This window comes from Amycolatopsis orientalis DSM 40040 = KCTC 9412 (assembly GCF_000478275.1).
GTDB lineage: Bacteria > Actinomycetota > Actinomycetes > Mycobacteriales > Pseudonocardiaceae > Amycolatopsis > Amycolatopsis orientalis.
On the sequence record NZ_ASJB01000017.1, the window covers coordinates 31,132 to 54,630 of the forward strand.

Annotated in this window: 14 protein-coding genes; 3 read left to right on the forward strand and 11 right to left on the reverse strand. The window is 69.3% G+C overall.

Features of this window, described 5'->3' with window-relative positions:
- Nucleotides 1–5 precede the first annotated feature (5 nt).
- The 3 genes from L324_RS05085 to L324_RS05095 form a co-directional block, all read right to left on the reverse strand.
- A complete protein-coding gene (locus L324_RS05085) occupies nt 6–4,430 on the reverse strand; it encodes a hypothetical protein (RefSeq protein WP_037304574.1) in 4,425 nt (1,474 codons plus the stop codon).
- Entirely contained in the window at nt 4,427–5,290 is an 864-nt protein-coding gene (locus tag L324_RS05090) for a hypothetical protein (RefSeq protein WP_037304575.1), read from the reverse strand. The genes L324_RS05085 and L324_RS05090 overlap by 4 nt, the downstream gene beginning before the upstream one ends.
- Nucleotides 5,291–5,381: 91 nt before the next feature.
- Nucleotides 5,382–8,228 (reverse strand): ATP-binding protein, encoded by a 2,847-nt coding sequence (locus L324_RS05095; RefSeq protein ID WP_235783402.1) that lies wholly within the window; start codon nt 8,226–8,228, stop codon nt 5,382–5,384.
- Between the two features lie 177 nt (nt 8,229–8,405).
- Here L324_RS05095 and L324_RS05100 point away from each other — a divergent pair, with 177 nt between their 5' ends.
- Together L324_RS05100 and L324_RS05105 are read left to right on the forward strand one after the other, a co-directional pair.
- Complete coding sequence (locus L324_RS05100; RefSeq protein WP_037304576.1) at nt 8,406–9,926, forward strand: S8 family serine peptidase; 1,521 nt, start codon at nt 8,406–8,408, stop codon at nt 9,924–9,926.
- Nucleotides 9,927–9,957: 31 nt separating this feature from the next.
- The gene (locus L324_RS05105; protein WP_037304577.1) at nt 9,958–11,415 is read left to right on the forward strand and encodes a trypsin-like serine protease; all 1,458 of its coding nucleotides are present in this window, start codon (nt 9,958–9,960) and stop codon (nt 11,413–11,415) included.
- A gap of 432 nt (nt 11,416–11,847) precedes the next feature.
- Here the strand turns inward: L324_RS05105 and L324_RS41320 are convergent, their stop codons facing one another.
- The 3 genes from L324_RS41320 to L324_RS05115 form a co-directional block, all read right to left on the reverse strand.
- On the reverse strand, nt 11,848–12,492 hold the full coding sequence (locus L324_RS41320) for a lamin tail domain-containing protein (protein WP_081736190.1): 645 nt from the start codon (nt 12,490–12,492) through the stop codon (nt 11,848–11,850).
- 381 nt (nt 12,493–12,873) lie between these two features.
- Nucleotides 12,874–13,131, reverse strand: a complete 258-nt coding sequence (locus L324_RS42675; RefSeq protein ID WP_037304579.1) for a hypothetical protein — start codon at nt 13,129–13,131, stop codon at nt 12,874–12,876.
- Nucleotides 13,132–14,460: 1,329 nt separating this feature from the next.
- On the reverse strand, nt 14,461–14,835 hold the full coding sequence (locus L324_RS05115; RefSeq protein ID WP_037304581.1) for a winged helix-turn-helix transcriptional regulator: 375 nt from the start codon (nt 14,833–14,835) through the stop codon (nt 14,461–14,463).
- A gap of 93 nt (nt 14,836–14,928) precedes the next feature.
- On the opposite strand from L324_RS05115, the gene L324_RS05120 reads away from it, so the two are divergent.
- Complete coding sequence (locus tag L324_RS05120) at nt 14,929–16,080, forward strand: MBL fold metallo-hydrolase (RefSeq protein ID WP_201769633.1); 1,152 nt, start codon at nt 14,929–14,931, stop codon at nt 16,078–16,080.
- A 162-nt stretch (nt 16,081–16,242) separates the two neighbouring features.
- Here the strand turns inward: L324_RS05120 and L324_RS05130 are convergent, their stop codons facing one another.
- The 5 genes from L324_RS05130 to L324_RS05150 all read right to left on the reverse strand — a co-directional run bounded on the left by L324_RS05130 (nt 16,243) and on the right by L324_RS05150 (nt 23,485).
- Entirely contained in the window at nt 16,243–18,177 is a 1,935-nt protein-coding gene (locus L324_RS05130) for an ArnT family glycosyltransferase (protein WP_037304582.1), read from the reverse strand.
- A 484-nt stretch (nt 18,178–18,661) separates the two neighbouring features.
- The gene (locus L324_RS05135; RefSeq protein WP_051173642.1) at nt 18,662–19,960 is read right to left on the reverse strand and encodes a helix-turn-helix domain-containing protein; all 1,299 of its coding nucleotides are present in this window, start codon (nt 19,958–19,960) and stop codon (nt 18,662–18,664) included.
- An 80-nt stretch (nt 19,961–20,040) separates the two neighbouring features.
- Nucleotides 20,041–21,537, reverse strand: coding sequence for a glycoside hydrolase (locus L324_RS05140; protein WP_051173647.1), 1,497 nt, complete (start codon nt 21,535–21,537; stop codon nt 20,041–20,043).
- Nucleotides 21,538–21,554: 17 nt separating this feature from the next.
- On the reverse strand, nt 21,555–22,556 hold the full coding sequence (locus tag L324_RS05145; protein WP_081736193.1) for a family 43 glycosylhydrolase: 1,002 nt from the start codon (nt 22,554–22,556) through the stop codon (nt 21,555–21,557).
- A gap of 44 nt (nt 22,557–22,600) precedes the next feature.
- Entirely contained in the window at nt 22,601–23,485 is an 885-nt protein-coding gene (locus tag L324_RS05150) for an alpha/beta hydrolase family protein (RefSeq protein ID WP_037304583.1), read from the reverse strand.
- Between the last annotated feature and the right edge of the window lie 14 nt (nt 23,486–23,499).

The following is a 23,499-nucleotide window of genomic DNA, read 5'->3' on the forward strand; positions in this document are numbered from 1 at the left end:
TCACCTCAATGCTCGTCGAGCCGGAGTTCCATACAGGCCAAGCCGTTTCCGCCGATCAGGAGCTGGGGAGCCTTGCGCCGCGAGACGCCGTGCAGGGTGAAGACGTCGCTGTCGAGCAGGAGCGGATGGCCGATCGATCGCGCGGACACGGGATCCCAGGCCTGGACGACACCGTCGTGGCCGGCACTGATCACCGCCGGTCGGCCGTCCGGCAGCCGGACGGCGGTGAGCGCCCCCACCGGACCGCTGTGCGCGGAGATCGGTGTCCCGATGACCTGGACCGTGGCGATGTCCACCGCCCGTAGCATCCCGTCCTTTCCGCCGACCACCGCCACGCTCCGGCCGTCGGGCCAGGTCAGGGCGACACCCGCGGAGATCGAGCAGCCGAGGTTGACGTCGCCGAGGCGGCGGCGCGTGACGAGGTCCCAGACGCAGACGGTGCCGTCGTCGCCGCTCGCGAGGGCTGCCACCCGGCCGTCGGGAAGGACCGCGGTGAGCACCATCTGGATGCCGAAGTAGCCGTTCCAGGGATGCTCTTCGCTCCCGATCTCGTAGTTCACCATGCCGTCGGACCCCGGTGAGGATTCGATTCGCCGGGCACCCGCGAAGGGACCGCGGGAGACTCGGCCGAGTGCGGCGCCGGAGGCCGGGTCCCACAGATGGACACCGCTGCCGAAGCTGCCGGCGCTGATCACCACGGCCCGGCCGCCGGGCAGCACGGCGGTGGTCATGGCCGTGACCCCCAGGCCATGGCCGGTCCAGATCCCCGCCACCGGATCCCCGGTGGCGAGATCCCACACGCGGATCAGCGAATCCCACCCGGAGGAACTGACCGCCACGACCCGGCCGTCGGGAAGGGGCAGGATTTCGGCGATGTTGACGCGCCTGCCCTCCTCGAGCGTCCGCACTTCCGAGCCGCTGCGCAGATCGACGACGCGCAAGGATTCGCCGACATTGTGCACGGTGATCTCCCGGCCGTTGGGCAGCCTCCCCGTGGCGAACGCGCGAACCCTCTCGGCCTCGTTCCGGGCCGAGTACGCGTCGGTGGTCAAATGCCAGAGCCGGACAGCGGCGTCATGGCTGCTTCCCGTCACCGCGGCGACACTTCGGTCGGGGAGCACGATCGTCGCGAGCGAGTCCAGCATCAGCACACCGCTGCCGATGGCCTCGAAGGCGAGTTGCTCCTCGCCGAGCGCCGCGATCCACAGCCGCCCGGCGAGGACGACGAGGCTCTTGCCCCTGCCACCTGGCATGTCGACCAGCACCATCGCCTCGACGGTTTGCTTCTCCGGGATCGCCCCGGTCAGGATTTCGTCACCGGAGACGAGGTCGTGGAACCACAGCTCGCCGCTGGTGCCGCCCACCACCGCCACTGGCTTCCCATCGGGGAACACACCGGCGGTGAGAGCGGACGCGGTGCCGCTGATGGTTTTGAGTAACGAAGGGTCACGCATCACGCCTTCCCGATCGCCCGTCACCCGGTTCCACACGTGAACGGAATCTCCGGTGAGGAGGTCCCAGACACGGACGTCACCGCCATGCACCACCGCCAGCGCGAGCACCCTGCCGTCCGGGAGCACCGTGACGGTAAGGGAGGAACCCTGGTATTCGCTCGCCTTGGCGGGAGAGGGCATCGGTTCGCCGGTCACCACATCCCGGATGTGGACGGCGTTCGCCTTGTCGTCCGAAATCACGGCGACCACCCGCCCGTCCGGAAGGCGCAATGCGGCAAGGGATGTCACTGCGCCTTCGTAGGCGCAGGGTTTCCCGATCGGTGTGCCCGCGGCGAGATCCCAGACCCGGCTCGTCCCGTCAGTGCTCCCGGTGACAGCCACCGTCCGGCCGTCATCGAGGGTGACGGTGGCGATCGCGCTGATCGCGCCGGTGTGGCCGAGCAGCGGATCCCCGATCTGCTCGCGCGCGACCGGATCCCAGCGACCGACGGAGCCGTCATCCCCGCCGACCAGCACGATCGCTCGCCCATCGGCGAAGGTCGCGGCAGTCAACGCCCGGACCGGACCGGAGGATCGGGTGATGATCTCCGCGTGCTCGCATGTCCATCTCAGCCACCGTGGTTCCCAGCCCGGACCGCGCCGGACGGCCCTCGCGGAGTGATATCCCTCGGCGGCCAGGCGGAAGCGCAACGCGTCCGCGTTGATCGGCGCGGAGTCCAATGAGGACAGTTGTGGAGTGCTGCGCCAGTGTCTGAGGAGCGGGCTTTCCGGCTTCGGGCCTCGTGCCGTCACCGAACTCAACCGCGCTACGTCGACGTAGGGCAGGAAATCCTCGGTGAGGATCGTGCTGTCGAGCACGCCACCGCCGGCGGCGTGCTCGACGAGGTGCCGCCTGACGTAGGGCGGAGGATTTCCCTGCGTCCTCAAATCGTCGAGCGCCCGGGTGATCCTGGCCTCGACGGCGGGCCGGGAGTCGGCTTCGAGCGGCGGTCGGTCGAGCAGTTCGTGCCAGTCGTCCCGCAAGGTGTCACGGAGCAGGTCGTGGAAGAGCCGGTAGACGGTCGCGTCGTCTTGCCGGTCGGTGACCAGGTACGCGCCGAGGCGGGAGTCGAGCAGCCAGGAGATGTCGGTGTCGCCGAATTCGTAGTCGCTGTCGCCGACCGCGTTGGCGACGCGGGGCCAGATCTTCCGCCACGGCAGTCCGGCACCGCGGGCGAACGCGATCGCCCGGAGAAGCACGATCGCACGATGCCGGTCGGCCGGGGCGGCGAAGGTGCCGTCTAGGTCTGCCTTGAAGACGCCGGTGACGCCCTGATGAAGAGCCTCACGCCACGACGTCCCGAGCATGCCGTGGGCGAGTGACGTCGCAGCGAGGCGGGCGAACAGGAACGACCGTCCCGCCTGGCCGCCGACAGTGGCCGCCAGCTCGGCGGTCCGGGTGCCGTCGTCGCCGTGGTATCGCGAACCAGCGGTGTTCCGGAGGATCCCGGCGACGTAGGCGACGACGTCGGCGGGGTCCCACCACGGCGCCTCGTCGACCCGGATCCGGTTCGACGCGAACAGGGTCTCGGCGAGGTCGGCGAGCGGAGGCGTGGCGTACCGCACCTGATCCACGCGTCGTTCTCCGCCCGGTGAGCGCAGACCGAGGAGCAGCCGGACCCGGGGTTCCCGTGGATTCGGCTCGAGCCGGGCGATGATCGTGGTGAGCAGGCTCCGCGGCGCGGCGGCTTCGTCGACGGCGTCCACGACCACGGTCACCCGCCGGTCGCTCGCCCGTAACCGGGCCTGCCACGAGGCGAGACGTTCGTCGAGGCTGGCACCCGGGTGCTCGCTGTCGCGGTGCGCCGGCTCGAAGGCGCGCAGGATGTGGTCGAGGACTTCGGTGTCGAGTTTCCCGGTCGCGACGACGGCGACGTCGACAGCGCCCGACGGCGGCATCAGGTCATCCCGGACGGCGGCGAGTTCCGCGGCGTGTGCCCGCCGGAACTCCGGATCGCTCAGGGTCACCAGACGGGCCAGCGCCGCCGATTTGCCGCTGCCTGCCGCTCCGGTGATCACCGTCGTGCCGGGCTCGCCGGTGGCGGCCGCGATCAGCGCCCCCATCAGTTCGGCGCGGCCGGTGAACAGCCAGCCGGGTTCGTCGTCCGTGGCCACGCCTCGTGCCTTGGGGCCCCAGTGGGTGCGCAGATCCTGCCGGGAGAGCGCGAGGTCGTGCCGGGCCGGGGAGACTTCGACCACGGCGTCCGGGCGGTAGTGCGGGTTGGGCAGACAGACGTGCGGCGATCGGCGGGACAGCCCCGTGACCGCCTCGGCTATCTGGCTGCGGCCGAGGTGTTCCCGTAGTCCGTCAAGTAGGTCTTCCACCGACAGATGGGGTGCGTGGCCGAACTGCGCTCCCTCCCGGGAGGCGAGTTTGTCGAGGAACGCGGTGATCGCCCGGCTCAGCACTCCGGTGCCTGCCTGTTGGGTCTCCGCGGCACTGGCCAGGATCACCCACGACTCGGGAGCTTTTTGGTCGAGCTTGGCCAGTTCGCCGATGATCATGCCCGCGTAGCAGGTGTCGACGATGACCACGAGGTGCGTGACATCCGTGCAGGCGAGCCATTTGAAGAGGTCGAACGAGGCGAGAGCGGTCGCGCCCCGCCGATTCGACTCGGTCTCCTTCAGGATCAGATGGTGCGCCTTGTTGACCGCCTCGGCGTGCCCGGTCACGAAGACGACCGCGGCGTCGGCGTCCCGCCAGCGGTCTTCCGGGGGAGGGTTTTCCAGTGCGGCTTGGATGTCCCGTTTCGCCGGGCTGTCGGCCAGTTCGGGAAAACGGTGCTCGAATCGGCGTCCGCCGAGGTGGTCCGCGCACAGCCAGGCGCGCAGGGCCGCGACCTCCTCGCCGACCGGCAGGGGGAGCCAGTTCGGGTCGTCGTACTCCGCCGTCGCGATGGCCACGAAATGCCTGCGGAGAATGCTGTCACCGGTCATCCGCCCGCCACCCGCGGGAGCACCCGCAACAGCGCGGCGCCGGTCTGACGGCGGCTGAGATACCGCTCCGCGGAATGGGCCTTCGCCCCGTTGTCCACGACGATCTCGTCGGTTTCGCGGATCTGTGGCCACCAGGTGCGCAGTTCCCCGCCGCAGGCGACCGGATCATGCGGATCGCGGATGTTGACCCAGGCCGGGACGGGCAGGGCCTCGACCCGCAGGCTGTCCCGCACCATCCGCAACGCCAGGGGCGAACCGGCGGTGATCAGCATTTCGACCCCGAGTCCCGGATTCCGGCGCAGGAGTTCGTAGGCGACCACGGAACCGAGCGAATGTCCGATCACGACCCGGCAGTCCGCCGGGATCATCTCCCGCACCCGGTTGTCGACGGCTTCACGGACGGACGGCAGGCGTAGGTACCGGCGTACCTGCCGGAGTTCCTTGATCGACAGCACCGCGGCGGCCGCCCCGTACCGGCGGTCGATCGCCGCGAGCAGTGCCTGCAGCGGTCGTGGGAAGCGACCGAAACCCTTCGGCACCTCGGCGGCGGCAGCGGCGATCTCGGCCGGGGTGACCAGTTCGGCGAGGGCCTCGGCGACGTCGTCCCATTCCTCGGTGTCGAGGTCGAGATCGTCGACGGAATCGGGAACTCCGGATTTGGTGGCGACGGAATCCGTGGCACCATTCCGGGCCGGAAGAAAAAGATCTCCGTAAAAGGCGATATCGAGGTCGGAAAACATCGGCCGTCGGCCGGCCGCCCGCTCCAGTCCGTCGCCCAGTGCCGGACCCCATGCGGCGAGAAGTTGCTGTCTCCCAAGCCATTGCTGGCCGATCCCGTGCACTCCGACTATCAATGCCATTGGTGCCCTTCCGGTAACGAGGGCGTCGAGCCTAAGGCACGCGTCGAATTCCCCCATAGCCGCCACCCCGGGCGACTACCGACTGCCGGATTCAGATTCGGACATCGTGCCGGGAGGACGCGTCGAGTTTGCGGAGCACGTTGGCGACGTGGTCCTCGACGGTACGTCGTGAGATGAACAGGGCTTGAGCGATCTCCCGGTTGGTGTGGCCGTTCGCCAGCAGGCGTGCGACATCGTGTTCGCGTGGCGACAGCTGTGTTCCGTAGCTGCGGCGGCCACGGACGGAGGGGATGACGGTGCCGGTGCTGCGGATGTGGTGGCGGCAGCGGGCGGCGTCGACGGTGGCGCCCAGCGCGTCGAACGTGACGGCCAGCTCGCGGAACACGGCGGGATCGGCGCCGGAGACGCGAGCGGCCCGGTCGGCGCACTGCGTGGCGCGGTAGCGCTGCCCGAGTTCGTCGTAGCGCAGCCGCGCGTCGCGGTAATGCTGCTCGGCTTCGTCGTGATTTCCCGCCGAGGCGGCCAGCTGGGCCCTGCACACCGTGAGCGCCGTCCGCGCCGAGGGCGCGTCGATGCCGTCCAGTCCTTCCTCGGCCTCCGCGACCAGCTGTCGCGCGGCGTCGGGCTCGTCGTCGGCGAGGTGACACGCGACAGCCTGGGGGACGATCTCGGCTGTCCAGGCCCAGGAACCCTTCGCGCGCAGGAGGTCGAGTCCGCGCTCCGCGTGGCCGCGAGCCGCGGCGTCGTCCCGGCTGAGCAGCATGGCGGCCATCCCGCCCGCCACGGCCACCGCCACCGGGATCACCGCGGTCGGATGGGTGTCGAGGGCGGCGTGGAACCCGTGTTCGGCGGTCAGCCAGTCGCCGCGCGCGGCGGCCAGCCAGCCGATGACCAGGTTCAGTTCGTTCGCGATATGTGGCAGATGGGGATAGACACCGATCAGCGCCTGTGCCCGCTCGGCCAGCCCGGACCACTCGCCTGCCAGCCAATCCAGCCGGGCTTCGGTGGCTTCGGCCGTCGCCACCACGTAATCGGCGCCCGCCCGTGAGGCCAGCGCCAGCCCGGTGTGCAGGAACGTTCGCCCCTGCCGGTCACGGCCGATCCACGAGCACGCGTCGGCCAGATTGGTGTGAGCCCTGGCGAGATGCCTGAGTTCAGCGGGGTCGGCGACGTCGTCGGGCGCGGGCAGCAGGGCGATCCGGTCCCAGCTGACCGGGTCACCGACGATGAGCCGCCCGCCGAGCACGGTGGCCAGCACCGCCGTGCGCGCGGCGCGCCGCGGTAAATGAGTGAGCAGGTCCTCCACCCGCGGAAGCCACGTTCGGTGGTCGGCCACGGTGGAGATGTCAAGATAGGGCACGGAAAGCAGGGCCATCCCGGACGCGACGCGCTCGGGATGGTCGCCGAGAAGCTCAATCGCGTCCGTGATTTCGGCGCATCCGCGGTCCAATCGGGACTCGCGCACCAGCAGGATGCCCAAGCACAGCCGCACTTCGCCGCGCACGGCGGCGACCAACCTGGGGTCTGACCGCAGTGCCTCGATGCGCATGATCACACCGGCGTCGGGCAGCCCGGCCAGCGCGTACCCGCAGAGTTTCGTGGCCAGCCGGTTCAAGTCCTCGGCGGGCACCTCGCGGTCGGAGACCACTTGGGAGAGCACGTCCACCGCGACGGACATGTCGTTCGCCTCGGCCGCCGCGTCCGCGGCGCTTTCGCTGTAACGCAACCACTCTTCCCGCATGCCCGCCTCGGCGCAGTGCCGGGCGAGCCGCCCGACCGGCCATCCGGCGACGTCGGCCAGCACGCGTACCGCGGCGCGGTGCAGCTCCTGCCGACGCGGTCCCGGCAAAGCCGCGTACACCGCCCGCCGCGCCATGTCGTGCCGCAGGCCGTACCGGTTCGGCGGACCTTCCGTCAGTACACCGGAACGCACCAAACCCACCACCGGGTGTACACCGGAAGACCCCGCGACCGCGGTGAGGACCTCCGCCGGTGCCGCGTCGCCCAGCACGGCCGCCGCCTCGGCGACCGCGCGCTCCGGTCCGATCAGCCGGTGCAGTCGTTCGAGGATCGACTCCTTCACCAGGACGGGCACATCGACGGTGGCCAGGACCCGGCGAGCCACCGCCCCCTCGATCCGGGTGTCCACGAGCCGATCGCGCAGCGCACGGGCCGTTTCCGTGACCACGAAAGGGAGTCCGCCGGTCTCGTGCAGCACCGCGGTCGCGAACGACTCCGAAACACCGCCGCCTGTCACGACTTCGATCAGCGTCCGCACCTCCGGGGCCTCCAAGGGGCGGAGTCCCAGACGCGCGGTGGCGACCTCGGACGGCGGGTGCACGACCGGCCCCAACGGGGCATCACCGGGAAGTTCCTCACCCCGATAGGTCAGGACCAGCGACAGTCCGGGCGGCGGGGCCGCGAGCAGGAATCTCAGCACCTGACGGGTGTCTTCATCCGCCCAGTGCACGTCTTCGACCACGAGCACGGCCTGCCCCAGCGCGCGCACCAGCGCGCAGACCGCGCGGAACATCCGATGGCGCTCGGCCTCCGGGCGGTCCAGCGGCGGCGGGGCCGGTGGCAGGAGATCGGCGAGTTCCGGCAGGTGTCCGCGCAGCGCGCCGGTCACCGGATCGGGATGGCGCACCCTGTCCCCGGCTCGCCCGAGACAGTCGAGCAACGGACCATAGGGGAAAGGTTCGTCCAGCGGCTGACAGGTGCCGACGGCCAGCCACAGGTTCCGGCCGCGCACCACCGTCGCGAGCGCACCGATCAAAGTGGTCTTCCCTGCCCCGGCCTCACCTTCCAGGAACGCCACCGCGGGCGGACACGTGACGAGGTCGGACAAGGTGTCCAGTTCGGCGCTCCGGCCGACCATCGGGACGGATCGCCCGCGCGTCGACGGAGACACGCCCATCGCCACCTCCGCACTGGTCACGCCGGTTCCGGGAGGCCGCAACGATACGTCGGACCGTCTCCATCGCGTAACCCTGATCACGGTAATGCCGTACCCCTCCGGGGTCTCACCACGATTGTTTCCCCTCCGCCCGCGCCGAATGGTGAAGCGGTGCGCCAGGCGCACCCGGGAGATGGAGGAGAGATGCAAAAGGCCCGAATGACGTTAGGTCTGTTCGGCATCGCGGCCGCACTGGTGGCGGTGAGTCCCGCCGCGTCGGCCGCGACGCCCGAAAGCGACATCGTGCAAGCCCGGCAGCCCCTCGCCGGTCGCTACATCGTGGTCCTCCGGGACGGCGCGCAGGCGGCCGCGCAGGGTGGGGCAGCGTCGTTGACCCAGCGCTACGGCGGTGCGGTGGTCGACACCTATGCGTTGACCCTGAACGGTTTCTCGGTCCGTGACCTGAGCGAGCGGCAGGCAAGGCGCCTGGCCGCCGACCCGGCGGTGAAGGCGGTGCACCAGGACGGTGTCGCCCGTGCCGCCGGAGAGCAGCCGAACCCGCCCTCGTGGGGGCTGGACCAGATCGACCAGCGCACGAAGACCTTGGACAAGAAGTACGTGTATCCCAACGCCGGCGAGGGTGTCACCGCCTATGTCGTCGACTCCGGCGTGGGCATCCGGCACACCGAATTCGAGGGCCGGGCCACGCACGGCCGCGATTTCATCGACAATGACGACGACGCGACCGACTGCTTCTGGCACGGCTCCCACGTGGCGGGCACCATCGCGGGCAAAACCGTCGGCGTCGCCAAGAAGGCCAAGGTGGTCGCCGTCCGCTCGCTGGGTTGCGGCGGTTCCGGACCGGACTCGGCCACCGTCAGCGGCCTGGAATGGGTCGCGGCCAACGGGAGCAAACCGGCCGTGGTCAACCTGAGCCTGGTCATGGACACCGTCGGCGTCGGCGATGCTCAAGTGAAAGCATTGGTGGACAAGGGTTTCGTGGTCGCCGTCGCGGCGGGCAACAACGGCCAGGACGCCTGCACGGCCAGCCCCGGCCGGACCCCCGAAGCACTGACCGTCGGCTGGATCAACCAGGGCGGCGGCCGGAGCGGGAACTACGGGAAGTGCGTCGACCTGTTCGCCCCGGGCGGCAACATCTATTCCTCCGACCACACCGGCGGTTACCGTACCGGCAGCGGTACCTCGATGGCCTCGCCACACGGTGCGGGGGCGGCGGCGCTGTACCTCGCCGCGAATCCCGGCGCGACCCCGCAGCAAGTACGCGACGCGCTCGTCCGCAACGCCTCGCCGGGTCTGGTGACCGATCCCGGCGCGGGCTCGCCGGACGCGGTGCTCTACACCGGGTTCATCGGCGGAGGTACGCCGCCCAAGTGCGGTGTCGTGTCCAACGACGAGGACGTGTCCATCCCCGACGCCGGGGCCACCGTGGGCAACGCCGTGACCCAGAGCAGCTGTGACGGCAAGGCTTCGGCGGCTTTGGCCGTCCGGGTGGACATCGACCACACCTACTCCGCGGACCTGGCGATCGACCTGGCCGGACCGAGCGGGGCCACATGGCCCCTCAAACGAGCGGGCGGGATCGGCGACAGCGGCGGTGTGCACCAGACCTTCACCGTGGACGCCTCCGGCGAGAACGCCAACGGCACCTGGAAGCTCCAGGTCCGCGACATCCACCGATTCGACACCGGCACCCTGACCGGCTGGTCGATCACGTTCTGACCCGGAACCTCCCTGCGAACCGAGGAGCACGATGAGAACAGCACGTCTGGTCACCGCCTTCGCCATGGCACTGGCCGTGATCACCCTGCCCGCGATCGACACGGCGAAGGCCGGCCCCACCGCCATCGCCGCGACCCCCACCGACCAGCTGCGGCCCCCGGACATGGGTACCCGGGTGGTCAACGGGCAACGGACGACCGTGCGGGAAAACCCTTATGTCATCGCGGGTCTGCGTGCAGGTGGCGGCGGCCCACAGGGCCAGTCCTGCACCGCTTCCGTCGTCGGCAAACGCAAGATCGTCACCGCGGCGCACTGCATGATCGACGTCGGTGGCGCGAAAAGCTACCTCTACGGCGACGACGACCTGAACACTCCGGGCGACGAAACCTTCCGCACACCCGTCGCCTCCTACAAGGTGCATCCCCGCTACACCGGCCCGAACTCCTGGCAGACCGGCTACGACGTCGCGGTGATCACCACCGAGGCCGACCTGCCCGTCCCGGAAAGTCAGTGGGCCAAGGTGGCCGGATCGGGTGATGCCGCGCTGACCGCACCGGGGAAGTCGGGCACCGCCGTCGGCTACGGGCGCACCTCGGCCAGCGGCGGATCCGGCGTCCTCTACAAGACCACGATGCCGGTCAACGACGCGAACACCTGCCAGGTGTTCAACGTGCGGGTGAACCCCGACCTCATGGTGTGCGTCGGCTACGACGACGGACGCACCGCGACCTGCTCCGGCGACAGCGGCGGGCCCTTCATCGTGGACGGCGTGATCGTCGGCGTCGTCTCGTGGGGCTCGGGCGGATGCGACCGCTACAGCATCATGGCCCGGCTCACCAACGAGATGGGCGACTGGGCCCGCGGCGAGATCGGCGGAACTCAGCCCGGTGACGGGAAATTCGGCGTCTCCCTCAGCCCGGCGGCAGGCAAAGTCGAGCCCGGCAAGTACATCTCGACCTCCGTCGTCACCAAGGCGGGCGACACGGGACCCGAAAAGCTCGACCTGTCCGTCACCGGCCTGCCCGCCGGCGCGACGGCCACGTTCCAGCCCGGCTCGTCCGTCACTTCCGGCGACGTCGCCAAACTCACCGTGGAAACCGCGGCGAGCACTCCGAAAGGCACGCACCGGATCACCGTCACGGCGAAAGGCGCGTCCGGCACCAAGTCGGCCGACTACACCCTGACCGTCGGCGACGGCGGCACCACGGACGGGCCCAAGCCGGCCGTGTCACCCGGCGCTGGAACGGTGAAATCCGGCTCGTTCGTCGACGCGACCGTCACCGTCACCGGAGGAATGGGCAACAGCACACTGACCGCGACCGGTCTGACGATGAACCCGATGTTCCAGCCGTCCACTGTGGCCCCGGGTGGTACTTCGCGCATGTCCATCGCCGCGCCGTTCCAGCCCGGCACCTACAAGATCACCATCACCGCCACCGACAGCACCGGCAGAACCGGGACCACCGAATACAGCCTCACCGTCCAATGAGCTGACCTCGTGGAGCCTGTGACCGCCCGGCGGTCACGGGCTCCACTGCTCCGGCCGGACATCGTGGAGCTGGTGACGGGTGAGCGTTTTCGACGACCGGGCCGCAGCCTTGGAGGTCTTGTCGATCGTGCCGGACTTCGACGCGGCTACCCGGCCTCGACCCCCTTCGGGACCGTACTTCCAGGCATCAATCGAACACCGAGCAGGTTGGTAACTATCCCTTGCGGACAGTCATGGGACGCGCCCTGCCTCAAGGGGGACCTTCACGGCGGCGAGCCGATCACGCCACGTTTGACTTACCTCTCAATAGTGCTGGGCGGCCCGTCCGTGGTACGGGACCCGACGCCGCATCCGGCCGACTCAGTGCTGGTAGCCACACCGGCGAAGAGGTGGGCCACCAGTGTCGTCTCTTCCCTTCCCGCGGAAGTGGCTTCAGGGTTTTCGGGTTGTACTGGAGAGTTCCGGCCACTGCGCGCCTGGGGTGCGTGGCGTCGGATTGAAGTCGCATCGATTGTTGTCGGTGTCCCAGCTGAGATAGTTGCGGGACATCGACAGGCCCCATGAAGGCGGCGGAGTGCGCGCCGGCTGCCCTTCCTGGAGACATGTCGATCGGCCCGGTTCCGCCCAGGCGACCGCGTCGACCCGGCGACCGGTGGGGCCGATCAAGGCTGTAGCTCCTGCCCCGGCGGGCATCAAGCTGACGAAGCCGACAATCGGCATGACATTGGTCTGGTCGGAGATGGTGCCCGAGAAATTCTGCCCTGTCACGACGAAGTATTGACCAGTCGAATTAGCGGGTTGCAGCACCGTCGCCGCCGGAATGGTAACGTTTTGGATAACCGTGCAAGTCGGCGTGTAGAAGCGCAGCGCGAATCCTGTGAGATCCACGGGAACAGTGCTGATGTTGCGCAGTTCGAGAAACTCGTCGAGTTCTCCATTCGGCCCCAAGGGGGACACCTCGTTGATCACCACCGTGGTGGACACCTGGGGATCGAGCTCCAGGGAATCCGATGGTGGCGCGGTGACGGCAGAAAAGACGATTACGCCGAGTACTCCACTGACGAGACGTCGCAGCATGGTGTCGTTCCCCTCTGCTCGTGAATCGGTTGTGTTCCCATACTGAGCTGGGGGAAAGTGGCTCACAAGGGGCCAGTTCCTCGCTGTGGAGCAGAGCGCAACCAGCTGTTGCCGGTCATGTCTGGCGTTGTCTGCAGACGTGAGCCGACGGCGGCCTTCACGCCGCTTCCGTGAGGCGACTTCGCGTCGTCGGTCCTCTCGATCCGCCACCGTTCTGCCGTGAGTCCGCGGTCTTGTCCGCACCAGCTGGGAAAGGCACTCGGGGAGTCGGAGCCGGTGATCGGCAGGCCCTTGACCGCCCGGTCACCGCCGATCGTCGGCAGTTCGGCGCATTCCGCGACATGCCCGCGATGGCGTCACTTCGATCGGGATATCCCGGCCTTACCGGAGAGGTTCCGGCGTGATGTCCTCGTCGGGCAGATCGGCGGGTTCGGGTTCGAGAATGTGCCCGGCGCGGTGCCGCGTCGAGAGATCGTCGACCTCACAGGTCAAGCCGAGGAGTTCGCACCACCGCATCAGCACCGGCTCGGATTCCTCGTCGGATTCGCAGAGCTCGCGGTGCGACAGCCTCCCGTTCCGGTGGATACGGACCCCGATCGTGCGGCTGTCTTCGAGGTCCTCGCGCCACATCTCGGTCATGACAGCCACGGTGCAACGCCGTCGACCGGCAAGGTCCGGCTCAACCGCGGCGGGAACCGCACCATCAACTGTGCCCTGCACATGATCGCCATCACCCGGATCCGCGGCATCGGACCAGGCAAGGACTATGTCGACAAGCTCCTCGCCCGCGCAAAGGCCGCCGCCGGCCACCCTCCGAACCCGATGTCGACGACGCCCACCTGGCCAAAGCACTGCGCGGTGCGCAGGACATACCCGAAGCGGTCTACGGGCGGCGCAAGATGACGACGCAGACCGGATGGGCCTACGTGGCGTTCGTGGTCGATGTCCGTCCCCGCGCGATCGTCGGCTGGACCGCGGCGAGCACGAAGACGACCACGCTGGTTTCCAAGGCACTGAAGCATGGCGCTGTGGCGACGCGATCGCCACGGGCGGAGCCCTGCCGATTCGGCCACGAGGCCCCCAGAAACCCAGCCTGTCGTCTCGGGCTCGTCTCGGGCTCGGATAGGACCACAATGGACATAAGAAAGTGGAAGCAATGTATCCGCACAGCACAAAGTCCCACGTCCTCATAATCGAGGACGTGGGACTTGACTGTGCGCCATCAGGGACTCGAACCCCGAACCCGCTGGTTAAGAGACGCGTTTTGGGGTGTCGGGTGGTGCCGAGTGATATCGAACAAGACCTTTCGTCTGGTCGCTGGACATCACTTGTGTCGAACTATGCCGCCTTCTGTCGTGGTGTGCGCGACCTCTCGGGCACTTCTCGGGCACGTGCGTACCGGATTCTGTCGACTTGTTCGTGCAGGTCGATCTTGGTTCATGGTGTGGACGGCGGGGTCAAGCCCTACGCAACGCCGCCCTCGCCCGCCGTCGCTGTGACGTCCTCTACGTCATGCTCCGCAACGGCACCCACTACCGCCACCCCGACCCACCCCGTTCCCACTGCGGCTTGACAACCGCATAGGGGCCCCCGGCGCCGGTCGCCGTGGCCGGTCCGGACGACGACGAACTCGCGGCTTCCGACGGCGCCGGGTTCGCTGCCGTGACTGCTCTGCTTGGTTTCCGTCGAACGGCAGGCACGGGTCGGAAGCGACAGCTGTCCTCCGGGCCAAGCAACGTTTCGTGCTGGTTCGGCTTCCGGAAGTGGCGCAGCCGGTGTATCGCGGGTTGTCGAGGAATGCCGTCACGGTCGAGGAGATTGGCGATAGTCCGGTCGCCGTTGCCGTCCAGGTATTCGGCGAAGACACGGCGCACGACGTCTCGCCGCCGAAGCCGGGGCGGACCAGCACTTCGTCGTCCGAGCCTGCGGCGAGCAGTGTCCGGCCGTGGTCGCCGCGCCGGCTTGCCTTCAGGGCTGCGGGCTGGATTCGTAGGTGTCTCGGTGGTGGACGTAGTCGCCGGTGTGTTGTTCGGCCCAGTCCTGCAGGTGTTGCAGTGCTGAGGTGACACCGCGGGCGAGGTCGGTCAGGGCGTACTGCACCGTCGGTGGGCGGCTGGTGTGCACGGTGCGGGTGATCAGTCCACCGGCTTCGAGGTCGCGCAGGGTCTGGGCGAGCATCTTGTCGCTGACGCCGCCGGCCCGCCGGCGCAGCTCGGACCAGCGTTGCGGACCGGCGATGAGGTCGACCAGGACCAGGCTGGCCCACCGGGCGGTGACCAGGTCGAACAGCTGCCTGCCGGGGCAGGCGGGATCGCGGACGTTGCCTCGCGTGCTTTCCTGCACGTGCTTACCTCACCTCAAGGTATGTACTTCCCAGGAGAAAGTAGCTTGGTCAGAGTGAGCGGGTCAATCCCTGAACGTCAAGGAGTACCTGTGATGACCGACGAGGCCGTGACCGGCGCCGCGAACACCGTGACGGTGCTCGGCGGCCCCACCGCGTTGATCCGCCTGGCCGGCTGGACGCTGCTGACCGACCCGACCTTCGACGCCACGGGCACCGAGTATCAGGACGGCCCGGTCCTGGTGCGCAAGACCGCTGATCCGGCGCTGAAGCCCTCACAACTGCCCGCCCTCGACGCCGTCCTGGCCAGCCACACCGCGCATCAGGACAACCTCGACACCGCCGGGCGTATGGTGGCCTCCGGTGCCTCGGAGGTGCTCACCACCGTCGCCGGCGCCGAGGATCTCGGGGGCGCCGCCGTCGGCCTGGAGCCCTGGCAGACCCGGACGCTGTCGAAGCCGGGCCGCACGCCGCTGAACATCACCGCGGTCCCCGCCCGCCACGGTCCCGTCGGCACCGAGGCCATCACCGGCCCGGTCACCGGCTTCCTCCTGCACACCGACGACGGCTCGGCGCCGACGGTGTACGTCTCCGGTGACACCGTCGACCTGGACGCGATGAGCGCCCTGGCCGGCCGGTACCGCGTCGACGTGGCGCTGCTGCACCTGGGCGCGGCCGGGTTCGAGGAGTTCGGTGACATACGACTGTCGCTGACCGCGGCCCAGGCCGTCGAGGCCCGCCGCCTCCTCGGCGACCCCCTCGTGGTGGCCGTGCACGCCGAGGGCTGGGCCCACTACACCGAAGGCCGCAACCACGTCCAGCAGACCTTCGACGCTGCCGGCGCCCCGCTGCACTGGCCCACCCCGGGCGAGCCCATCACCCTGCCTGGAAAGAACATGACACCGGAAGTCGTGCACGAGCGCTTCGCCCACTACCTCAAGGACCAGGACCTCGACGGACTGGGTTCCCTGTTCGACGAAGACGCCATGTTCGTACCGGGACCGGACCAGAAGCCGGTCTACGGCAAGGAAGGCATCAAGGAAGCGCTGAAGGTCTACCTCGAGTCGCCCAGCACCATCGAGGTGGGGGCCACGTCGGTCCATCAGAACGGCGACCTGGCGATGGTCCAGGCGTCCTGGCGGATCACGGGTGAGAGCGGCACCGTGGAAGGAAAGGCGCTGGAGGTGATGAGGAGGACGAGCGAGGGGGACTGGGTCTACATCATCGACAATCCCTACGGCGTCTGATTCTCGTCAGCCCGGCATCACCGCCGGGCGGACGGAAACCTCGTCACGGCAGCGGCGGCCCGTATCGACTTTCTCGATACGGGCCGCCGCTATTCTTCGCGAAGTAACAGCACTGAAGCCCGGAATCCGTGGAAGGCTGCCACCGCAGAACCGGAGCGCCGCTCACGCGTGGCAGGCGAACAGCGAGTTCCCGCTCTGCAGCGGTGAACTCGGCCGAGTAGCCGCGGTGCCACCGTAGGCCGCGGGATCCACCAGGGCACAGTGCCCGGTGAGCCAGCGCTGCCGTTGGGCGTTCGTGGATCGGTTGCCCAGCGCCGGTCCGATGGACGGAGGGCCGGCCAGGACGAACTTGAGCTTCCCGGTGGCGACCCAGTCGTCCAGCTGGCCTGCCGTGGGAACCGGGTCGGTGCCGCCGTAACCGCCCATGCCGATGACTGTTTCGCCGCTGTCGACGATGAAGGTGGCCATGACCATGCCCGGGCTGTCGACGGCCAGGGTGATGGCCGCGTCGCCGCGGTGGCTCGCCGCGTAGCCGAGAACCCTCCGCTGTTCGTCGGAAAGCTCGTCGGAGAAAGCGCTCCCTGGACCGGCCAGGCCGTGTGTCGTGCCGGAGAGGGGGAGCATCTTGCGGAGTGGGCCGAGGCCGGCGCCGGGCGGACCGGCGGCCGGGAGTGCCGCGAGCGCCTGGGGGTGTGCGGCGGTGCCGACGGACCACGCGGCGGGCACGATCAGCATCGCGAACACGCCCAACGCCAAGGCGACGTGGTCGGTGCGGCTCACCAGGAACGCGATGATCGCGAGCGCGGCGGCGGCCACGGCCACCCAGCGGCCCCAGCTGTTCCACGCCCCGGCCCGGCCGGCGAGGACGAACGCCCACGCCGCGGTCACCGCGAAGCCGAGCGGGAGCAGCCAGGCGGGCCCGTCGCCACGGCCGAAGCGGATCAGCCCGGCGCCGGAAACCGCGGCGATCGCGGGGGCGAGCATGGTCGTGTAGTAGGGGTGCCAGATGCCCTGCGCCAGGCTGTACACCGCGCAGGCCGAAGCCAGCCAGCCACCCCAGAGGACCCATCCGGCCCGCCGGACCCGGTCGTCGTCGCGGCGCCTCAGCGCGGCCACGATCACCGCGGCCAGCACGAGGATCGAGAACGGCAGCAGCCAGGAGATCTGGTCGCCGACGCCGTCGCCGAACATCCGGCCCCAGCCGCGCTCGCCGCCGCTGGCGACACTGCCGATCCCGCCCGCCACGCCCGCCGAAGCACCACCGGCCGCGTCGCCGAAGATCCGGCCGAATCCGTTGTAGCCGAAGACGAGGTTCCAGGCGGTGCCGTCCGTGCTGCCGCCGACGTACGGTTTGGTGCCCGGCCACCAGTCGTGCAGGGCGACCCACCAGAACGAGGACACCACGAGCACCGCGCCCGCGGCCAGCAGGTCGAGCAGCTTCCGCCGGACCGGGCTCCGGCTCCCGGCCAGGTACGCGGCGGCGAGCGCGGGGACGACGATCCACGCCTGCAGCATCTTCGTGAGGAACCCGCATCCGATGAGGAAGGCGCACAGGACCAGCCATCCGGTGCGCCGGCGCGCGGAGTCGGCCAGGGTCGCCCTCGTCACGGCGTAGGCCGCCGCGACGACCCAGAGGTTGAGCAGGGTGTCCGGCAGGTTGTCCCCGCTGATCGCAACCGTCACCGGAGTGAGCGCGAAGACCAGCGCGGCCAGGAGCGCGGCGTTCTCCCCGGCCCACAACCGCACCGTGCGGTGGAGGAGGAAGACCGTGCCGATTCCTTCGAGCACCTGCGGTAGCAGCAGCGCCCAGCCGTGGTAGCCGAAGACGAGCGCGGACAGTGCCTGCGGCCACTGCCCCATGGGTGGTTTGTCCAGTGTGACCACGCCGTAGGGGTCGAACGAGCCGAACAGGAAGTTCGCGGGACTCTGCAGCATCGACCGGACGGACGCCGCGTAGTAGGTGTTGCCGAACCCGCTCACCCCGAGGTTCGCGGCGTAGAGCGCCCCGGCGCCCGCGCAGATGACGGCGAGCGCGATGCCCCGCCAGGGCAGCCGCCCGGCGGGCGCCGCCGCGGGGCGCGCTGTCGCGATGACCATGTTACTCCTTTACCGACTGTCCTTGAAATCCGTTCCATGCTGACGGTCTGTCCGCTGTGGGCGCATCGACCCAGAGGATGAGCCGCGACAGTGCGGGTACCGCGGACGCGGTATTGCGTCCGGCCGGCTGGGGCGCCGTGACCGCGTTGCGGCGCGCCGGTTCCTCGAGCGGCCCCGAATTCTCCGGAACCCGATGGGGAATCCTCCGGAACCGTGGTTTCGCCCGGGGGACGCGACAGCCGCCGGAACTAGCCCATCTCCGCGATGGGCGGCGATGCCGCCGGCGCGAGTTGGGTAGGAAGGAATCCCCATGATCAAACGGTTCCTGCGGGGAGCAGCCGTCACGGCGGCCCTGTGCACCGCGACAGTCGGGCTCGCGACCGCGCCCGCCCGGGTCGCCGGTGTCAGTTGCTACCGGGAAGACGGATTCCGCTGGCCCGTTCACGATTCCTATCGCGGGATCAGAGTCGGCGGGTGGGCTTCGTCAACCGCCGAACAGGTCGGCGGCACGGTCGCCGAGCCGGGTGCGCAGCCGGTCGAGTTCGTGGCTGATCAGCGTGATCCGGGCCGACTCCGCGGTCTGGATCACCGGCCGGGCGACAGTTACGGCGGCGTCGAGGTCGCCGCTGCAGGCGTGGCTGTCGGCGAGGCGGAGGGTCAGCATCAGCCTGCTGGCGTGCATCCGGGCCGGGACGTTCGCCAAGGATTTCCGAGCGAACAGCACAGCGCGCTCTGCGGTCGCCGGGTCCCCGGTCGTGTCGGCCAGGTCCCGCAGCGCGCCGGCGAGGTGCGAGGCGACGAAGGTCTCGCCCTCGGCGCCGGACAACCATGGCGCCTCGACGTGGTCCCATTCCCCCAGCCGTTCCGCCACCCGTCGGGCTTCGTCGGCGTGCCGGGTGAACTCGGACCAGTCGCCGAGCACGGCGTGCGCGCGTGCCTGGTCGAGGTCGGCCTGCACGGTGGTCCAGCGCCGGTGGGGGTCCACCTCGGCCGCGGCGCGGCCGTACCGGAGAGCCGTCGCCGCGTCGCCCTCCATCAGGGCGAGGACGCTCATGCTGCTCAGCGCCTCGCAGGCGGTCGGGAAGTTGCGCGATGCCGACGCCCATTCCAGGCTCCGGTGCAGCCAGGTCATCCCGATGCCGTGCTGGCCGCGTTTGATCCGCAGCCAGCCGGCCAGGTCGGCGTACTGGGCGGCGAGGTGCAGCAGGCCCGTGGCCACCGCGCCGCGGGCTTGGGGGACGGTCTCGATGAGGGCGTGCAATGCCTGCTCGACGGGGACGGCGAGGTCGCCGGTAAGCGCTTCCAGGTCGGCCTCGATGTACCTCGTCAGCAGGGCGGCGAAGCCGTGCACGGTCTCGGCGCCCGCGGTGCGGGCCTTGTCGCCGAGCAGATCCGCTAGGTCGGCCACCGGAGCGGACAGGGTGCAGCCGTCGGCGCCGTGCAGTGGGCAGGTGACGCCGAAGTCGGGCAGGCTGATCGGGTGGACCGGTGGCAGCTCGACCGGGTGGGAGGCGTGGGGAGGGCTGGGCAGGGGCGTCCCGTTCGGCCGGTCGGTCTCACGGCCGTGGCGTTGCGTGCGGATGGCGGTGGCCAGCGCGAGCAGTGCGCCTCTCGCCTTGAGCAGGTCGTCGGCCTGGCGGGCGAACGTGATCGGGGGGACCCGCGCGCCGCTCTCCAGCTTCGAGAGGTAGGTGTGGTCGTAGCCGAGCCGCGCGGCGAGCTGGGCCTGAGTGAAGCCCGCTCGCTCGCGCCACCTCCGAAGCTCCCGCCCGAACCGGTCCACCCTTGGCCTCCGTCCGCCCCGGCGCACACCCCGCGCCGACATTACGCGGAGTGTTCGCCCGTGTCAGCGGCCGTTATGGCTCATTCCGCGCGGAAAACGTAGGTGGTGATGCTCTGGGCCGGGAGGTTCAGCGACGCGGTGCCGCCGGACACCGTGGGCAGCCCGACGGCGGCCAGGTTCTCACCTGCGCTGGTGCGGTACGCGCCACTCGCCGTGACGCCGCCGGACGGGAGCTGCACGCTCAGGGTCTGGGCGCTCTTGTTCAGGTTGTTGACGACGAGCGTCCAGTTGCCGGCCAGGAACGTTGCGGTGATCTGCACACCGTTCGGGGCGCCCGTCACGGGGTGTCGTGCGGATCCCGGCCGGACGAACTTGCTGTACTGGCCGAGTGCGTAGAACCGTTTGGTCAGGTAGAGGTTCTGGTTGCCGTTGCTCGCGTAGTTCGGGTCGAAGTAGATCAGCCCGTCGTTGTAGCCCACGTTGTTGACGGACGTCGCGCACGACGCGTTGCCGGCCGGGTTGCAGCCCATGACCTTGGACAGCGCGGTCCACCAGTGGAAGGCCGAGTCGCCGGCGACGGTGAAGTCCCGGTACATCATGCTGGCCATGCCGAGACCACCGGTGATGGTGGGGTCGTACTGGGCGCCGTAGGCCGGGTTGGTCGGGTTGTTCCAGCAGCAGAGTTCGGTGGCCCAGGTGGTCTTGCCGTACTTGCGGGCCATTGCCGGGATCTTCGCGAGGGTCGTGTCGCTCGGGAAGTCGTAGGTGTGGTGGGCGAGGGCGGCCACGTGCTGCGCGGTGCCGGGCTGGCCGATCCACTGGGGGACTTCGGCGAGGAACTTGTCGACGTGGTCGGACTCGTCGGCGATGATGCGCGTGCCCGGGGCCCGGGACGCCAGGGTCTGGCCCACCGCGCGCACGATGTCGTCGCGCTGGCCGGGGGAGACGTGCATGCCTTCCTGGTGGCAGTCGGCGAAGGAAACACGTGGCTCGTTCATCGGGCTGAGATAGGTGATCTTCACACCCTCGGCGCGGAAGTGGGTGACGATGTCGGCCAGGTAGCCGGCGTACGCCTGGGTCGAGCCCGATTTCAGGTCCCCGCCGCAGGCCTTGCCGTTGCTCTTCCACACCGCCGGTGCGCTGTTGACGAACCCGACGATGTCCGGCACCCCGTACTGGGCGGCGTAGCGCAGGAAGGCCGTGCCGCCGGGGTCGCGGCTCCAGTCGTAGCGGCCCGGGGAAACCAGGAACGTCTGCGGCGCCCGGTCACCGGCGGTCACGCCGGTTCCGCCGCCGCCGATGTTGAACCGGTACGCGGACAATTGGATGCCGCTCGGGCCGAACAGCAGTTCCGCCACCCGCTGCTGGGTGGCCGGGGCGAAGCGGGCCAGGTCGTTGACCCACCAGGCGCCGGACGCCCCGATGTTCTGGATGGTCTGGGCAGCGGTCGAAGAGACCTGGGCGACGGCCGCGGCGCCGATGGCGGTGGCGGGGAGCGCCATGGTGCCGGCTGCCCCGACGAGGACGCTCGATGCGACCGCGGCGAATCTGAACCACGTTCCGGGTTTGGTGGCCATGGTGTTCCTTCCCCTCGCTATTGGACGCCGGTCACGACTCCGGTGGCCGTGTCGATACTCACCCGCGGGTACCAGCTCATCGTCATCGTGGTCGCGGTCGGGAACGTCAGCGGAAGCCACACGTACTGCGACTCGTTCACCGGACGGTTCCACGCACCCGCCCAGCGATCACCGAGATAGAGGTACGACGTCGCCTGCGATCCCTGGACCGCCACGACGTGTGCGGTCTGGGAGCCGTAGGCGGTGCTGTTGCCGACGTTGGTCGGCGAGGTCCAGGTTCCCGTGATGGTGCTCGCTGTCGCGTATTTCTGCTGGTTCGGCTGCCAGTAGGTGGCTCCCGAGGTCAGCAGGAAGTACTTCCCGCCGCGTTTGAACAGGGCGGGCGCTTCCCGGGACGACCCCGGCCACAGCGTGCGCACCAGGTTCGCGACCCCGAGGTAGTCCCCGGTGAGCCGGTAGAGGTTCAGGTCGGCGTTGTTGCGCGCGGCGGACACCATGTACCCGGTGCCGTCGTCGTCGCGGAACAACGTGATGTCCCGGGACATGTTCCCCAGCGGCCGGAAACTGCCCCGCCAGGTGTAGTTCCCATCCACAGTGGATGATGTCGCCACGGCCGCCCGGGCCTCGTTGTAGTCCTTGCCGTTCTCCTTGTGCATCCACATCACGAACTGACCGGTGGAACTGTTGTAGACCACCTTCGGGCGCTCGATGTTCGCGAGCTTCAGCTCCGGGTTCGACGACTGGGTGAGCACGTTGTTGCGGAACTCCCAGGCCCGCAGGTCCGAGGAGCGGTAGACCGACACCGCGCGGAAGGTGTTGTCCGGATTGCGGTTCTCCCCGAACCAGTAGTAGTAGTCGCCGACCTTGAGCATGCCGCCGCCGTGGGCGTGCACGACAGCGCCGGACGTGTCCTTGAACTGCGTACCGTTGGTCACCGTCACGGGCGCCGCGCCGACCGGGGTGGCAGTCGACAGGCCCAGGACGACAAGCAATGTGGCGAGGGAAACTTTGAGAAACACCTTACCTCCTTGGTGTGGACCAGTCGGAAAGCGCTTGCCCGGGGTCAGCCCAGCTGGGCTTCCCACTTGGTCTTGGAGCCGGCGGCGTCGGCGGGGAGGCGGTCCCGTGCGGCGGTGTCGCCGTACATGGTCCAGCGGGCCCAGTCGACGACGGTCCTGGGGAAGCGCTGGTCGCTCCAGAAGCTGGTGTGGCTGCCGCCGACGAAGGTGAGGAACGCCTTGGGCCACCTCATTTCGTTGTAGGCATGCCGGGCCGAGGAGTACGACGTGGTCGAGTCCCGGTCGCCGTGGACGAACAGGACCTTGGCACGGACCGAACTGGCCGGGTTGCCCATGTCCACACAGGACTGTGGGTTGGCGGAGATGATCCGGCTGTCCGGCCAGGAGGTCAGCAGGCCGTGGGTGACCATGCCGCCCAGGGAGTGACCCGAGACGCCCACCCCGATGCCGGTGTTGATGTGCCCCGCCAGCGGACCGCTGCCGTTGAGGGCGAGGGTGTTGGTGAGGACCTGCGAGACGTCTTTGGAAGTGTTGCCGTTGTTGACGTCGCCGAAGTTGTGATTGAAGTGCGGGGCGGGGACGACGAAGCCGGCCGCGGCCAGGGCCTTGATGATGAACAGGGAGTTCTGCGGGCTGCTTCCCCAACCGTGGGTGAAGTTGTAGACGGGAAAGACACCGCCCGCGACCGGGGCGTTCGTCACCGGGCTGCCGCCGGCGGTACCGGCTGCGGGGTAGTAGACGTAGGTGGTGCACGGGCGGCTGCCGCGCTTCCAGTCATACCGGCGCACACCGACTGCGAACGGCGTGCTCGGCGCCGCGCCCAGCGGCGTGCCGGCGGCCCATGCCTGCCCGGCGCCGAGCAGGGACAGGCCCGCGCCCGCCGCTCCGGCGGCGCTCATCGCAAGGAACGTCCGTCGTTGCATGGTCATGGATGACTCCTGAG